Source organism: Bacteroides sp. AF20-13LB (assembly GCF_003603065.1).
Lineage (GTDB): Bacteria > Bacteroidota > Bacteroidia > Bacteroidales > Bacteroidaceae > Bacteroides > Bacteroides uniformis.
The window spans coordinates 179582-194341 of record NZ_QTMH01000001.1; the positions used below are offsets into that span (position 1 = coordinate 179582).

The following is a 14760-nucleotide window of genomic DNA, read 5'->3' on the forward strand; positions in this document are numbered from 1 at the left end:
CTTATTTAAAGTTATTCGGAAAATTGCCTTTATTGTTTTTAACCAAGTAACAAAGATAAGGATTTTAAAGGATTCGGAAAACATTTCGCCCCTACAAATACATTACATATTTGCAGGGGCGAAACCACATCCGGACTCCGGGAAGCCGGAACCGGGAAATATTACAGCGATATTACTTCTTCAGAATATCCATCGTGTCCGAAGCAATCATCAGTTCCTCGTCAGTGGGGATTACCACCACCTTCACCTGAGAATCTTCGGTAGAGATAACCATTTCTTCACCGCGTACTTTGTTCTTCTCGGCATCCAGCTTTATGCCCATGAATTCCAGGCCTTCACATGCACCCCAGCGGGCACTTGCCTGATTCTCGCCGACACCACCGGTAAATACCACGATATCCACACCACCCAAAGCAGCGGCATAGGCACCGATATATTTCTTGATGCGGTAGAAGTACATTTCTTCAGCCAGAACAGCCTTCGGATTGCCGGCAGCTACGGCATTTTCCAGGTCGCGCATGTCACTGGATTCACCGAAGATACCCAGCACACCGCTCTTCTTGTTCAGCAGGTTGGAGATGCCGTTGGCATCCAGACCCTCTTTCTCCATGATGAAGGAAACGGCACCGGCATCAATATCACCACTGCGGGTACCCATCATCAGACCTTCCAGCGGGGTCAAGCCCATGCTGGTGTCTACACACTTACCGTCCTTGATGGCAGTAATGGAACCACCGTTGCCAATGTGGCAAGTGATGATTTTCTTTCCTTCCGGCTCTACACCCAGGAACTCGCAGACGCGCTGCGATACGTAGCGGTGTGAGGTTCCGTGGAAACCATAACGGCGTACGCCGTACTTTTCATAAAGTTCGTAAGGCACGGCATACAGATAGGCATGCTTCGGCATGGTCTGATGGAAAGCCGTATCGAACACACCAATCTGCGGAACATTAGGCAGAATGGCAGATATTGCATTTACCCCCTTCAGGTTAGCAGGATTGTGGAGCGGAGCCAGGTCGTTGCAGGCAGTGAAGGCGGCAAGCACTTCCGGCGTCAGCCGTACAGACTCGCTGAACTTTTCGCCTCCATGCACCATACGGTGACCTACGGCATTGATTTCGTCCAAAGACTTGATGGCTCCATATTCAGGGCTTGTCAAAGTGTTCAGGATAAATTCCACACCTACGGTATGCTCTGGAATGTCCTTCTCAAGAACTTTCTTCTCGCCACTGGGCAAGGTGAACTTCAGGAAAGAGTCCTTCAAACCAATTTTTTCGATACCACCCTGGGCGATAACTTCTTTCCGGTCCATATCAAACAATTTGTATTTGATGGACGAGCTACCGCAGTTCAATACTAAGATTTTCATACTATATATCAGATTTAAAAGTTATTCAGCATTCTTTTTGGCAGCAATGGCCTGATTGGCAGTGATGGCAATCATGCGATACACATCCTCGATGGAGCAACCGCGTGAAAGGTCGTTCACCGGACGGGCGATACCTTGTAGGATAGGTCCTACGGCATCAGCATGTCCCAGACGTTGCACCAGTTTGTAGGAGATGTTGCCCACTTCGAGGCTGGGGACAACCAATACGTTAGCATGTCCGGCGATAGAAGAACCCGGAGCCTTGCTTGCACCTACTTCCGGCACCAAAGCTGCATCGGCCTGCAACTCACCGTCGATGGCAATATCGGGAGCCATCTCCTTGGCAATCTTCAATGCCTCAACCACTTTATCCACCACTTCGTGCTTGGCAGAGCCCTTGGTAGAGAAGCTCAGCATGGCAACTTTCGGGTCGAGACCGGCAACTGCCTGGGCTGTACGTGCCGTACATACGGCAATCTGTGCCAATTGTTCTGCATCGGGCACCGGAGTCACAGCCACGTCACCCATCACCAGGATACCGTTCTTTCCATATTCAGGAGCATGTGTCAGCAGCAGCATGGCACCCGAAACGCAAGTGATGCCCGGGGAAGTCTTGATAATCTGCAAAGCAGGGCGAAGTACATTACCCGTAGTGTTGCGTGCACCTGCCAACTGGCCGTCAGCGTCGCCGTTCTTTATAATCAGGCAGCCCAGATAAAGCGGATCGACAACCAACTTGCGAGCCTCTTCGATGGTCATGCCTTTCTTTTTGCGGAGCTCGCAAAGCAGTTGGGCATATTCTTCTTTCTTAGGATGGTCTTCCGGGTCGATAATGGTAGCTTTGTTTATATTTCCCAGCCCCCACTCTTTGGCACAAGCCTCTATCTCGGCAGGTTTTCCAAGGATAATCAAGTCGGCTACTCCGTCAGTCAGGATTTGATTGGCAGCTTTCAGTGTACGCTCTTCCGTACCCTCGGGAAGAACAATTCGTTGGCGGTTTGCTTTGGCACGCTCAACAATTTCGTTAATTAATCTTTGCATGATATTTTAATTGTCTATTAAGAATCGGCAGTATGTGTTATTCACGCCGCAAAAGTACACAATTTTGCAATATCTACATTGCAAACATCGGTCTTTTTACCGTTCAGACCATAATTATTATAATATTTAACATTAGGTATTCCCAGCATTCATGTGTACGCACACGTGCCCCTCTGCAACAAACAATTACCCGTCCGGCAGGAACAACCCGCCCGACTCTACAAACGACATAAAAAAAATCAGGATACAACGATAACAAGCAATACATAGAATACCTACCTTTGCAGCGTTTTCAACGTATAACAATAGGTATTATAATAATATGATTCGTCAATGCGCCATCCTTTTCGGATGCTTAGCTTTGGGTGAACTGATTGTTTTCTTTACGGGTATCAAGTTACCTTCCAGCATCATCGGTATGCTGTTGCTCACCCTATTCTTGAAATTGGGTTGGATTAAACTGCACTGGGTGCAGGGTATGTCCGACTTCCTGGTTGCCAACCTGGGCTTCTTCTTCGTACCGCCCGGTGTAGCTCTCATGCTTTACTTCGATGTCATCGCCTCCGAGTTCTGGCCGATAGTGACCGCTTCCATAATCAGCACCCTGCTGGTGATTGTAGTCACCGGATGGGTTCATCAACTAACACGTAAAATCAAATGAACTTTTTAGAAAACGAATTTTTCCTATTGGCTGTCACCTTCGGGATTTTCTTTCTGGCCAAACTCCTGCAGAAAAAGACCGGCATCATGTTGCTGAACCCCATCCTGCTGACAATTGCCATCCTCATTGTCTTCCTGAAGATGACACATATCAGTTATGAGACCTACAATGAAGGAGGACATCTGATAGAATTCTGGCTGAAACCCGCTGTTGTAGCCCTGGGAGTCCCCCTATACCTCCAATTGGAAACGATTAAGAAACAGCTGCTCCCCATCATGCTGTCACAACTTGCCGGCTGCATTGTGGGAGTTATCTCTGTCGTGCTGATAGCTAAATTGATGGGGGCTTCCGACGAGATTATCTACTCCCTGGCGCCCAAGTCGGTCACTACGCCGATAGCCATGGAAGTAACTAAGTCGCTGGGCGGCATTCCCTCACTTACCGCCGCCGTAGTGGTCTGTGTAGGCTTGCTGGGAGGAATACTGGGCTTCAAGACCATGAAACTGACCCACATCGGCAGTCCTATGGCACAAGGCCTTTCCTTGGGAGCCGCCGCCCACGCGGTAGGAACTTCCACAGCCATGGACATCAGCCGCAAATACGGCGCATTCGCCAGCCTCGGCCTGACCCTGAACGGTATTTTCACTGCATTGCTGACCCCAACTATTCTGCGATTATTAGGGCTACTCTAACAAAATCTTCTTATTTTTGTTATCTATAATCATAACCAACTAAAAACAACGTATGATTTCATTTAAAGATATCGAATTACAAGACAAAGAACTGATTACTTCCTATACACAGAACAGTCCGCGACGGAATTGTGACCTCTCATTCTCCAACCTATGCAGCTGGCGTTTTCTATACAATACAAAGTTTGCCATCATGGACGGCTTCCTCCTGCTGAAATTCTGGGCAAACGATGAACTGGTGTACATGATGCCGATAGGTAACGGAGATTTGACAAAAGTACTGGACGCACTGGTCGAAGACGCACACCGGGAAGGGGAACCTTTCTGCCTGCTGGGAATATGTTCGGGCATGTGCTCGGAACTGGAAGCCTTCATGCCCGGAAAATTCCAGTTCACAGCAGACCGGGACTATGCCGATTACCTCTATCTGCGTACAGACCTCGCCACGCTTGCCGGAAAGAAATTCCAGTCCAAACGGAATCATGTCAACAAATTCAAACGCACCTATAATTACGAATATACTCCCATCACTCCCGACCGCATCCAGGAATGTCTGGACCTGGAAGCCGAATGGTGTAAGGCCAACAACTGCGACCAGCATGAAGGAACGGGCAACGAACGTCGCGCACTGGTCTACGCCCTCCACAATTTTGAAGAACTGGGATTGACCGGAGGCATCCTGCATGTAGACGGCAAAATTGCCGCCTTCACTTTCGGAATGCCCATCAACCAAGATACCTTCGGAGTACATGTGGAAAAGGCCGACACCAGCATAGACGGAGCGTACGCAATGATTAACTATGAATTTGCCAACCATATCCCCGAACAATATGTCTACCTCAACCGTGAAGAGGATTTGGGTATTGAAGGATTGCGCAAGGCCAAACTTTCGTACCAGCCTGCCATTATTCTGGAAAAATACGTGGCATGCCTGAAAGATGAACCGGTGGAAGCTATCAAATGGTGAGAGTAAGGATTAGAGATTAAGGATTAAAAGGATAAGGGATTGATGATACGGGAAAAGGTAAAGAACTTATGGAAGCTCTGTTTCAATGATAGCGAGGAATTTACTGAACTGTATTTTCGGCTCCGCTACAACAATGATATCAATATTGCCATCCAAAGCGGCGAAGAAGTGATTGCCGCCCTACAGATGTTGCCTTATCCTATGACGTTCGAAGGAGAAGATATTCATACGGCCTATATATCCGGCGCCTGCACACACCCTGATTACCGTAACCGGGGCGTAATGCACGAGCTGTTATCACAAGCCTTTGCACGGATGCTACACAATAATGTCGCCTTATCCACCTTGATACCGGCAGAGCCGTGGCTGTTCGACTACTATGCCCGCAGTGGTTATGCACCCGTATTCCGCTATGCCGAAGAGACTTTTATCGCTTCCGGCACACCGGCAGCCGATACGGGCCTTACTTTGGAAATGTCTGCCGAATATACTGAAAAAAGATATGAATATCTCGACCGGAAATTGCGGGAGCGCCCTTGCTGCATTCAGCATACGGAAGAGGATTTTCAGGTTATCATTGCCGATTTACAACTGGGGCAGGGCTTCGTTTGCACATTGAGCAATGGGGAGGAAATCACGGCTTTGGCCATTACCTATCCGATAGGGAAAGCCAACTGGCGCATTGGAGAAATCGTGTCGGATACTCCCGCTACAAAAACTTTACTGCTTCAACATATCTGCCAAAGCCTGAATCTCCCGTCCATCCGGGTTCTCACTCCTCCCGCTACCGGTGAAAGCCAACTTTTGGGCATGGCACGCATCATCAATGCCAAAACCATGCTGCAACTCTATGCTACGGCCCATCCGGAACTGGAACTCAGCATTCATCTCACCGATGAGCAGGTCAGTGCCAATAACGGCTACTACTACCTGAACAATGGTAAATATATGAATAGTGCCAAGCGTCTGCCGGGCAGCCACTTGGCACTTACAATCGGTGAACTCACCGAAAAAATATTTGCAACATCAAGCCCATATATGAGCCTGATGTTGAACTAGCATTATAATCCGCTGAAGTCGACTCCCTCAAATACCAGCGAAGGAATCTGCCATGAACGGTTCGGTTGAGGGTCATTGCCCACAGCAACCAAGGAATTCCATAAAGTAACCATGTTACCCGTCACATTCATTTCGTTGACGGGCTGTGTCAGCTTGCCGTCTTCAATAAGGAAACCCTCTATACCATAAGAGAAGTCACCGGTACTGCTATTGCTGTTACCGCCATTGAAGCCCGTAACCAAGATGCCTTGTTTAATATCTGCAACCAATCCGTTCAGGTCCTTATCGCCCGGTGTCAGAATTAGACGTGAAGGTGCACTGATAGTAGGAGCTATATCCATCTTCTTACCATTGTAGGTATCGATGAAATAAGTTTTCAGCACGCCTTTGTCAAAAACAGTGCGGGGTTCGGTAGCCACACCCTCATTATCGAAATAGCGTGAACCGTTTGCACCGATAGCATGCGGCTCGTCACGCAACGTGAAGAGGTCGGAAGCCACTTTCGTATCCAGCTTATCCATCAGGAAGGAGTTCTTTTGTTGCAAAGCACTGCCATACAATGCACTTAGCATCGGACTGAGCAGGTTTCCCACATTCATAGGGTCAACCACCATTGTATATTTACCCGACTTTGCTTTCTTCTGTCCCAGCTTGCGCAATACGCGTTCCAATGCCTTGGCACCGATTCCCGTCTTCGTCAATTTATCATAGAACAGAGCCGAGTCGTACCAGTAATCCTGAGGGCGAGCTTCGCCTTCTCCCTTAATGGATACACTGGCTGAGACAGAGAACCAGGTACTCTTCGACTCGCCTTCAAATCCGTTGCTTATCAAACGATAGGAAGAACCCTCGCCATCACTATAAGAAGAATCAACCGAAATGATACGCTCATCCTTGCCCAATACCTCCTCTGCAGCAGCACGTGCAATCGCCACTTTATCATCCGGGTTGACTTCATAGAGTTTCTTGTCAAAAAGCTGCAAGTCAGGCTTGCCTCCTTTATAGTAGCGTGCAGGGTCGGCCAGCATACGCGACTCATCCACCGCCAGATAGCGGGTAGACTCTATACCATTCGTGATAAGAGTTTCCAATTCTTTCTTATCCAGCCGATTGGTGGAAAAAGAGCCGAAACGTCCGTCCACATAAAGATTCAATCCCAAACCATTCTCCGTAGACTGCTGCAAACGGTCCATTTTGCCGTCACGCAGTTCAAAAGAAGAATTAGAATTTGTATATAGCACCAGTTTGGCTGCCTGGCAACCGTTCTTCAAGGCATATTCCATTGCCCATTGTGCCAATTTCTTATTGTCGTCTGTAATCATGTCTTTAATTGATAGTTGATAATTAACTTTCTCCTCCTACAGTCAGCTTGCTGACTAGTGCCGATGGCATACCGCAGGTAACGGGACAAGACTGACCGTCTTTACCACAGGTCCAAGTACCGTTGTCAATCTTATCGTTATTTGCCACCATCGTGATGTCAGCCAATGCTTTCGGACCATTACCGATGATATTTATATCCTTGACGGGCTGCGTCAACTTGCCATCCTCAATCAAGTAACCCGACTTCACAAAGAAGGTAAAGTCTCCGGCACCGATTTGCACCTGGCCATTGGTAAACTGGTCACAATAGATACCTTTCTTCACGGTGGAGATAATGTCCGCTTCCTTCATATTGCCGGCTTCCATATAAGTGGCACGCATACGGGGGATAGGAGTATTACGGAAAGTATCGCGACGTCCGTTTCCGGTAGGAGCCACCCCGTAATGCTTGGCACTGATGCGGTCGTGCAGATAGCTGGTCAGGATACCTTCTTTCACAATATAGGTCTTCTGGCCTTCCACACCCTCATCGTCAAAGTTCACGGCTCCGCGGTTGAAGGCAATGGTACCATCATCCACCACATTGATATGCTCGTTGCACACCTTCTTGCCAAACAAGTCGCAGAAGATGGAAGTACGCTTACGGTTAAAGTCAGCCTCAAAAGCATGTCCTATGGCTTCGTGTAACAAGATGCCCGAACCACCCGCTCCCATCACGACAGGCATTTCACCGCCTTTGGGCTTCACTGCCTTGAACAAGATGGAGGTCTTATCCACAGCTTCACGCGCAAGGGTATCCACAATATCGTCCGTCATGAATTCAAACCCTTTGCGGTAAGAACGACCGGCATAACCGTTCTCCATTTTTCCATTCTCTTCCATAATACACACGGCCATGAAAGAGACCATTGGGCGGTAATCATAGTAGCTCACGCCCTCTGAGTTACAGAATAAGACATGAGAAGTACTGTCTACAAGAGACGCCTGGACCTTGCGCACCCGGTTGTCCAGAGAAAAAATCTTTTCGTTCAGTTTCTCCAGATAAGGAATCTTTGCCTTAAGGCTCACGTCTTCCCAAGGTTCGGTGACGGCATAACGGCTTTTGGCAATCGTCTTCTCCGTCAGCCCCACAGGCTTTCCGGCCTTACCCGAAGAAGCTATACGGGCAGCCGTACGGGCAGCACGCAGCATTTCTTCTACGGTCACGCCTTCTACATAGGCATAGCCAGTCTGGTCGCCTGCTAATACGCGCACGCCCATACCGAAGTCAATGTTGGCTCCACAATTGTTTACTTTACCGTCCATCAGAACCACACTATTATTAAATGTGTGTTCAAAATAAAGGTCGGCATAATCGCCGCCTTTTTCCAGAGCGGCAGCCATCACTTTCTTCAAGTCAGCCTCCGTCACACCGAAGTGAACCATTGCCGAAGCTACGGCAGACTGATTATCTGCTCCTCCTAAAGCTCCGCGTACTGACGCAGGCATAGCCAACGAGGGTACTGCCAGCGAACCTAACATCGCCAGACTTCCCGTCCGTAAGAAATTTCGTCTATCCATCCTTTTCAGTTATTAGTTATAAGATATTGTTTTTTATATCATAGTTATATGACGTAAAAATAGGAGATTTTGTCACACCTTAGCTTTCCTTTGTTAACAAACTTTCCAATTCCTCTGCATTCAGACGCAGATAGAATTGTCCTTTGTAAGCCACTGAAATACCTCCGGTCTCCTCCGATACAATGATGGCATGCGCATCAGACACCTGGGAAATTCCCATGGCAGCACGATGCCTCAGCCCCAGTTCCTTAGGAATGTCCAGATTATGGGAAACAGGCAGGATACATCCCGCCGCTTTGATACGTTTCTTACTGATAACCATCGCTCCATCGTGCAACGGACTGTTCTTAAAGAAAATATTCTCAATCAGACGCTGGTTTATATCGGCATTGATAATTTCTCCCGTACGCACCACATCATCCAAAGGCAAATTATGTTCAATGACAATCAAGGCACCAACCTTCTGCTTCCCCATGCTGATACATGCCATTACCACCGGCATGATGTCGTCATGTTCCAACTTCTCTTTCTTATTGCCGGTGAAGAAGCGTACCAGCGCACTGGCATGCTGATGCGAACCGAGTGTCAGCAAGAAGCGCCGTATCTCGTCCTGAAACAAAATGATAAGCGCCAGCACGCCCACACTGACCAGCTTGTCGAAGATGGAGCCGAGCAATTTCATCTCCAGCACCTGCGACACCACCAGCCATATCAGGATAAACACCAGGATACCCGTAAACACATTGATAGAGCCGGAGGCTTTCATCAGCTTATACGTATAGTACAGCAAGAAAGCCACTAACAGAATATCTATAAAATCTTTTATTCCAAATTCAAAAAACACGATATTGAATGATTAGGGGTTAGGGATTAGGAATTATTTCGCATGGCTTGCACAATCCGTACGGTTTCCACGGCTTCTTTCACGTCGTGTACGCGGAGGATGTCAGCACCTTTCAGCAAACAGATGGTATCGAGCACCGTAGTACCATTCAGCGCCTCCTGAGGAGTAATGTCCAACAAGCGGTATATCATCGATTTACGTGAAACGCCTACCAGCAAAGGCAACTCAAAAATACGGAACTCTTCCAGATGGGACAGCAATTCATAGTTATGCTCCATTGTCTTTCCAAAGCCGAAACCGGGGTCCAGAATGATGTCTTTTACACCTAAGTCACGTAATTGCTGCACCTTGCGCGCAAAATACAAGAAAACCTCTTTCAGAAGATTGTCGTAATGAGGATGCTGCTGCATACTTTGCGGAGTGCCTTGCATGTGCATCATAATATAAGGTACGTTCAATGCCGCAACGGTATGGAACATATTCGCATCCATCTCACCGGCCGCAATATCATTGATGATGGCAACACCATACTCCTCCACACACATTCTTGCCACATCCGCCCTAAAAGTGTCTACTGACACCACAGCATCCGGCTGTATCTCAAAAAGTATTTTCAGGCCCATACGCAACCGTTCCATCTCCTCCCTGGCAGAGACATTGTCGGCATTAGGACGGGAAGAGTAAGCGCCTATGTCAATAATGGCCGCTCCCTCCGAAACTATCTGTTTCACCCGGCGTACTATTTCCGCCTCTGTCTGTGTACGGCTACCGGCATAAAAGGAATCGGGAGTAACGTTCAGTATGCCCATGACACGGGGTTGAGAGAGGTCGAGCAGCGAACCGTTGACATTTATATATCGGGCAGTTGTAATTTCCATAGGCAGTCTGTTCTATATAGTACCTGCAAATGTAAACAAAAAAGTGGTTTCAAAATACATAAACTCATAAAACTGATAAGTTTTTTGCTTGTACCCGGGAAGGGAGAGGATTAAAACTATATCTTTGCACGATGGTTTACCACAGATTACACAGATTCACACAGATTGATTTAATTATAAAGTCATGGATATAACAGCTATACATCAGATATTCCTAACATGCACCAGTGTCACTACTGACAGCCGTAACTGCCCCCAAGGCTCTTTATTCATTGCGCTGAAAGGCGAGTCGTTCAACGGAAATGCCTTTGCCGCCCGGGCGCTGGAAAGCGGAAGTGCTTATGCCATAGTGGACGAAGAAGCCTATGCCCCTGAAGGCGATACACGATACATCGTGGTGGAAAACAGCTTGAAAACCTTGCAACAACTTGCCAATTACCACCGTCGGCAGATGCGTACACCCATCATCGGCATTACGGGTACAAACGGAAAGACTACTACCAAGGAACTGATGTCCACCGTACTTTCGCAAACTCACAACGTGCTCTATACCTTGGGAAATTTGAACAATCACATCGGTGTTCCCCTCACCTTGCTTCGCCTGCGCCCTGAACACGACCTTGCCGTGGTGGAAATGGGTGCCAGCCACCCGGGAGACATCAAGGAGCTGGTAGAGATAGCCGAACCTGACTACGGGATCATTACCAACGTAGGAAAAGCCCATCTGGAGGGATTCGGCTCTTTTGAAGGAATCATCAAGACCAAAGGAGAGATGTACGACTATCTGCGGACGCGGAAAGAAGCTACCATCTTTATCCATAACGACAACCCCTACTTGAAAAAGATAGCCTACGGACTCCACCAGATTGCCTACGGCAGTGAGGACGGGCTGTACATCAACGGACACGTCACCGGCAATTCTCCTTACCTCACCTTCGAGTGGAAAACGGACAACGAAAGCAAATATCACGAAGTACAAACCCGGCTTATCGGTGAATATAACTTCCCCAATGCTCTGGCAGCTGTCACCATCGGACATTTTTTTGGTGTGGAACCGGAGAAAATAGACAAGGCACTGGCCGGATATACCCCGCAAAACAACCGTTCACAACTGAAAAAAACAGCGGACAACACTCTGATTATCGATGCCTATAATGCCAATCCCACAAGCATGATGGCTTCCATTAGTAACTTTCGGAACATGCAGGCCGAAAACAAAATGTTGATATTGGGAGATATGCGGGAGTTGGGTAAAGACAGTGCCGACGAGCACCAGAAGATTGCAGACTATCTGGAAGAATGCGGATTCAAGGATGTAGTTCTTGTAGGGGAATTGTTTGCCGCCACACGCCACCCTTATCAGAGTTATCCCGATGTGACCGCACTCATCGCAGAGCTGCAAAGGGAGAAACCTTGTGGGAAAACTATTCTGATAAAAGGGTCGAACGGCATCAAGCTAAGTTCCACAGTTGAATACTTATAATCCTATTTCATCCTTGGCCTTAAAATAAAATAGCCGACCATTGATGCAAGCACCGCTCCCGTGGTATTGGCCGCAAAATCCAGCCAGTCTCCGCCACGGTATGTCGTGCAGTATTCTTGCAGCAACTCCACCATTCCGCTGAACAAAACGGGACAGACAAACGCCCCTGCCCATGCATGCCATAAAGGGGCGTTGTCTCTCCGGTGAGCGCGAAGAAACTCCAGCCACAGCATTCCTGACATGCCGAAATACATACAGATATGCACCACCTTGTCTATATTGGGAATCTTGCTTATTTCTGTAGAAGGCGGTTTAAAGAATGAAAGATAAATCACCGTCAGAATAATAAAAAGCGACACCGGATATTTCTTAATATAATATAGCATATACCAAATTATCAACGAACTGTGCGCAAAAGTACAGAACATTTTCTATATTTGCATGTTTTAGCTGGTATTAATAACGAATTGAAAGAAAAATCTACGTTTTATGACAAAAAGTGACAGAGCCAACTTCGGAAGCAAATTAGGCGTCATACTTGCCTCGGCAGGCTCCGCAGTCGGTTTAGGCAATATCTGGCGTTTCCCGTTTGAGACCGGGAATCACGGAGGTGCGGCATTTATCCTTGTATACTTGGTTTGCGTGCTCATTCTCGGCATCCCCATCATGATTGCAGAATTCCTCATCGGCAGGCGCTCGCGTGCCAATACGGCAAGGGCTTATCAGAAATTGGCACCCGGCACGCATTGGCGCTGGGTAGGACGTATGGGCGTACTGGCCGGATTCCTTATTCTGGGATATTACTCCGTTGTGGCAGGATGGACGCTTGAGTTTATCGGCGAAGCGGCTACCAACAGTTTTGCCGGGAAGTCGGCAGCCGATTTCATCGCATCCTTCAACAGCTTTGTCAGCAACCCCTGGCGTCCGGTCATCTGGCTGGTGCTGTTCCTGCTGGCCACCCATCTCATCATTGTCAAAGGAGTGGAAAAAGGTATTGAAAAATCAGCCAAAATCATGATGCCAATGCTATTTGTCCTATTGATAATCCTTGCCATCTGCTCCATATCCCTGCCCGGAGCAGGAGCAGGCATTGAATTCCTGTTGAAACCGGACTTCAGCAAAGTGGACGGCAATGTGTTCCTTGGAGCCATGGGCCAGGCATTTTTCTCCTTGAGCTTGGGGATGGGATGTCTCTGTACATACGCTTCTTACTTCCGCAATGATACGAACCTGCCCAAAACGGCACTCAACGTGGCGGCTATCGACACCATGGTAGCCATTTTGGCAGGATTCATCATCTTCCCTGCCGCCTTCTCTGTAGGCATCAAACCGGATGCGGGTCCTAGTCTGCTATTCATCACCTTACCTAATGTCTTTCAGCAAGCGTTCGGCAATATTCCCTGGCTGGCGATACTGCTGTCTCTGATGTTCTATATCCTACTGGCATTGGCAGCACTTACTTCCACCATTTCCCTGCACGAAGTGGTAACTGCCTATCTACATGAAGAGTTCAAGTTCTCACGCAGCAAGGCAGCCAGATACGTGACAGCGGGCTGTATTTTCTTAGGAGTATTCTGCTCACTGTCTCTCGGTATCGGCAAAAGCTATACCGTATTCGGGCTAAACCTATTCGATTTGTTCGACTTTGTAACGGCCAAGCTAATGCTACCGTTAGGCGGTTTCTTCATTTCCATCTTCATAGGCTGGTATCTGGACAAGAAAATCGTATGGGAAGAAGTCAGCAACAATGGCACTCTGAAAGTATCCGTCTACAAGCTATTGATATTCATCCTGAAATATATTGCTCCGATAGGAATTGCACTGATTTTTATCAATGAACTGGGTTTTCTGAAATAGGCCATCATGCAGAACCCCTTTAAAGAATTCCTTTATTTCTCCCGGGGAGAAAGGCGCGGAATACTGGTTTTGATTACCGGCATTATTCTCGTCTTTCTCTCCGGGTATATTTATATATACCAAAGAGAGAACCGCCCCCTCTCCGATGAAGTAATCCGGCGGCAGGCCACTGCCATGGCAGAATACGAATCGTTCATCGCATCCATACAAGAAAAGGAACAAAAATGGGACAACAGACTTAAACCTTCCTCCCAAAAACAACCGACAACCGTCTCCTTGGCCCGTTTCAATCCCAATATCGCCGACTCCGTCATTTTTTGCCGACTGGGACTGCCCGGATGGATGGCGCGGAACATACTCCGCTACCGTAGTAAAGGAGGGAAGTTCCATAAGGCAGAAGATTTCCGGAAAATATATGGAATGACAGAAAAACAATATCAGACACTCCTACCCTATATCCACATCACTCCGGAAGACACAGAAACAAGAACCGTCCAGTTATACAGCTCTCCTGCAAGCAATGACAGCGCCGTTACTTTCCGAATTGCACCGGAAAAATATCCGTCTGGGACCCTTGTCGACCTGAACCGCGCCGACACCACAGAACTGAAGAAAATACCAGGCATCGGTAGTGGCATTGCCCGTCTAATCATCGGTTATCGGCAACGCTTGGGAGGATTCTACAACATCACGCAATTACAAGAAATCCATTTGGACACCACCCAATTGCAGTCCTGGTTTTCCATCGACACCCGGGCCATCCACCTCATCAACCTGAACCGTAGTAGCATAGAGAGGCTGCGCCACCATCCTTACATCAACTTCTACCAGGCAAAGGCCTTTGTAGAATACCGGAAGAAGAAAGGCGACCTTCATAGTCTGAAACCTTTTGCACTTTACGAGGAATTCTCCGATACCGATTTGGAGAAAATCAGTCACTACGTTTGCTTTGAATAACAGCATCATGCAACATTTTTCAATGTCTGATGCAACCTTTTCACCAGTCATTTCGTCTAACAAGCAGAA

Annotated in this window: 14 protein-coding genes; 7 read left to right on the plus strand and 7 right to left on the minus strand. The window is 47.8% G+C overall.

The genetic code is table 11. The features are described 5' to 3' along the window. Positions 1 to 172: 172 nt before the first annotated feature. A complete protein-coding gene (locus tag DWX62_RS00755; RefSeq protein WP_005834728.1) occupies positions 173 to 1369 on the minus strand; it encodes an acetate kinase in 1197 nt (398 codons plus the stop codon). Between the two features lie 21 nt (positions 1370 to 1390). After that, complete coding sequence (gene pta / locus DWX62_RS00760; protein ID WP_005824889.1) at positions 1391 to 2410, minus strand: phosphate acetyltransferase; 1020 nt, start codon at positions 2408 to 2410, stop codon at positions 1391 to 1393. A 322-nt stretch (positions 2411 to 2732) separates the two neighbouring features. Here pta and DWX62_RS00770 point away from each other — a divergent pair, with 322 nt between their 5' ends. From DWX62_RS00770 to DWX62_RS00785, 4 genes are read left to right on the plus strand one after another with little or no spacing between them, the layout of a single operon-like run. After that, positions 2733 to 3071: a CidA/LrgA family protein gene (locus DWX62_RS00770; RefSeq protein WP_005824896.1), complete on the plus strand. Its 339-nt coding sequence runs from the start codon at positions 2733 to 2735 to the stop codon at positions 3069 to 3071. Then, positions 3068 to 3763 carry an LrgB family protein gene (locus DWX62_RS00775; protein ID WP_005824898.1) on the plus strand — a complete coding sequence of 232 codons (696 nt, stop codon included), beginning with the start codon at positions 3068 to 3070 and terminating at the stop codon, positions 3761 to 3763. The genes DWX62_RS00770 and DWX62_RS00775 overlap by 4 nt, the downstream gene beginning before the upstream one ends. Positions 3764 to 3815: 52 nt before the next feature. Further along, positions 3816 to 4730 carry a DUF2156 domain-containing protein gene (locus tag DWX62_RS00780; RefSeq protein WP_005824900.1) on the plus strand — a complete coding sequence of 305 codons (915 nt, stop codon included), beginning with the start codon at positions 3816 to 3818 and terminating at the stop codon, positions 4728 to 4730. Between the two features lie 42 nt (positions 4731 to 4772). After that, positions 4773 to 5789, plus strand: coding sequence for a GNAT family N-acetyltransferase (locus DWX62_RS00785; RefSeq protein WP_098031843.1), 1017 nt, complete (start codon positions 4773 to 4775; stop codon positions 5787 to 5789). Positions 5790 to 5791: 2 nt separating this feature from the next. On the opposite strand, the gene DWX62_RS00790 is transcribed toward DWX62_RS00785, so the two are convergent. The 4 genes from DWX62_RS00790 to folP form a co-directional block, all read right to left on the minus strand. After that, on the minus strand, positions 5792 to 7111 hold the full coding sequence (locus DWX62_RS00790) for a TldD/PmbA family protein (RefSeq protein ID WP_005834721.1): 1320 nt from the start codon (positions 7109 to 7111) through the stop codon (positions 5792 to 5794). Between the two features lie 22 nt (positions 7112 to 7133). Continuing rightward, a complete protein-coding gene (locus DWX62_RS00795) occupies positions 7134 to 8672 on the minus strand; it encodes a TldD/PmbA family protein (RefSeq protein ID WP_120172524.1) in 1539 nt (512 codons plus the stop codon). Positions 8673 to 8751: 79 nt separating this feature from the next. Further along, the gene (gene cdaA / locus DWX62_RS00800) at positions 8752 to 9516 is read right to left on the minus strand and encodes a diadenylate cyclase CdaA (RefSeq protein WP_005824908.1); all 765 of its coding nucleotides are present in this window, start codon (positions 9514 to 9516) and stop codon (positions 8752 to 8754) included. Positions 9517 to 9542: 26 nt separating this feature from the next. Further along, the gene (gene folP / locus DWX62_RS00805; protein WP_005834717.1) at positions 9543 to 10394 is read right to left on the minus strand and encodes a dihydropteroate synthase; all 852 of its coding nucleotides are present in this window, start codon (positions 10392 to 10394) and stop codon (positions 9543 to 9545) included. A gap of 184 nt (positions 10395 to 10578) precedes the next feature. Here folP and murF point away from each other — a divergent pair, with 184 nt between their 5' ends. Next, on the plus strand, positions 10579 to 11877 hold the full coding sequence (murF, locus tag DWX62_RS00810; RefSeq protein ID WP_117588710.1) for a UDP-N-acetylmuramoyl-tripeptide--D-alanyl-D-alanine ligase: 1299 nt from the start codon (positions 10579 to 10581) through the stop codon (positions 11875 to 11877). A gap of 2 nt (positions 11878 to 11879) precedes the next feature. On the opposite strand, the gene DWX62_RS00815 is transcribed toward murF, so the two are convergent. Further along, on the minus strand, positions 11880 to 12263 hold the full coding sequence (locus DWX62_RS00815; RefSeq protein WP_005824913.1) for a VanZ family protein: 384 nt from the start codon (positions 12261 to 12263) through the stop codon (positions 11880 to 11882). 103 nt (positions 12264 to 12366) lie between these two features. On the opposite strand from DWX62_RS00815, the gene DWX62_RS00820 reads away from it, so the two are divergent. Next, a complete protein-coding gene (locus DWX62_RS00820; RefSeq protein WP_005834711.1) occupies positions 12367 to 13734 on the plus strand; it encodes a sodium-dependent transporter in 1368 nt (455 codons plus the stop codon). A gap of 6 nt (positions 13735 to 13740) precedes the next feature. Continuing rightward, positions 13741 to 14691, plus strand: a complete 951-nt coding sequence (locus DWX62_RS00825; RefSeq protein WP_008662822.1) for a helix-hairpin-helix domain-containing protein — start codon at positions 13741 to 13743, stop codon at positions 14689 to 14691. The last annotated feature ends 69 nt before the right edge of the window (positions 14692 to 14760 follow it).

What these genes read in the sequence shown, in the direction of transcription:
- DWX62_RS00755 (WP_005834728.1), bottom strand. Translation starts at nt 1,369, where the DNA reads ATGAAAATCTTAGTATTGAACTGCGGTAGCTCGTCCATCAAATACAAA.
- pta (WP_005824889.1), bottom strand. Translation starts at nt 2,410, where the DNA reads ATGCAAAGATTAATTAACGAAATTGTTGAGCGTGCCAAAGCAAACCGC.
- DWX62_RS00770 (WP_005824896.1), top strand. Translation starts at nt 2,733, where the DNA reads ATGATTCGTCAATGCGCCATCCTTTTCGGATGCTTAGCTTTGGGTGAA.
- DWX62_RS00775 (WP_005824898.1), top strand. Translation starts at nt 3,068, where the DNA reads ATGAACTTTTTAGAAAACGAATTTTTCCTATTGGCTGTCACCTTCGGG.
- DWX62_RS00780 (WP_005824900.1), top strand. Translation starts at nt 3,816, where the DNA reads ATGATTTCATTTAAAGATATCGAATTACAAGACAAAGAACTGATTACT.
- DWX62_RS00785 (WP_098031843.1), top strand. Translation starts at nt 4,773, where the DNA reads ATGATACGGGAAAAGGTAAAGAACTTATGGAAGCTCTGTTTCAATGAT.
- DWX62_RS00790 (WP_005834721.1), bottom strand. Translation starts at nt 7,111, where the DNA reads ATGATTACAGACGACAATAAGAAATTGGCACAATGGGCAATGGAATAT.
- DWX62_RS00795 (WP_120172524.1), bottom strand. Translation starts at nt 8,672, where the DNA reads ATGGATAGACGAAATTTCTTACGGACGGGAAGTCTGGCGATGTTAGGT.
- folP (WP_005834717.1), bottom strand. Translation starts at nt 10,394, where the DNA reads ATGGAAATTACAACTGCCCGATATATAAATGTCAACGGTTCGCTGCTC.
- murF (WP_117588710.1), top strand. Translation starts at nt 10,579, where the DNA reads ATGGATATAACAGCTATACATCAGATATTCCTAACATGCACCAGTGTC.
- DWX62_RS00815 (WP_005824913.1), bottom strand. Translation starts at nt 12,263, where the DNA reads ATGCTATATTATATTAAGAAATATCCGGTGTCGCTTTTTATTATTCTG.
- DWX62_RS00820 (WP_005834711.1), top strand. Translation starts at nt 12,367, where the DNA reads ATGACAAAAAGTGACAGAGCCAACTTCGGAAGCAAATTAGGCGTCATA.
- DWX62_RS00825 (WP_008662822.1), top strand. Translation starts at nt 13,741, where the DNA reads ATGCAGAACCCCTTTAAAGAATTCCTTTATTTCTCCCGGGGAGAAAGG.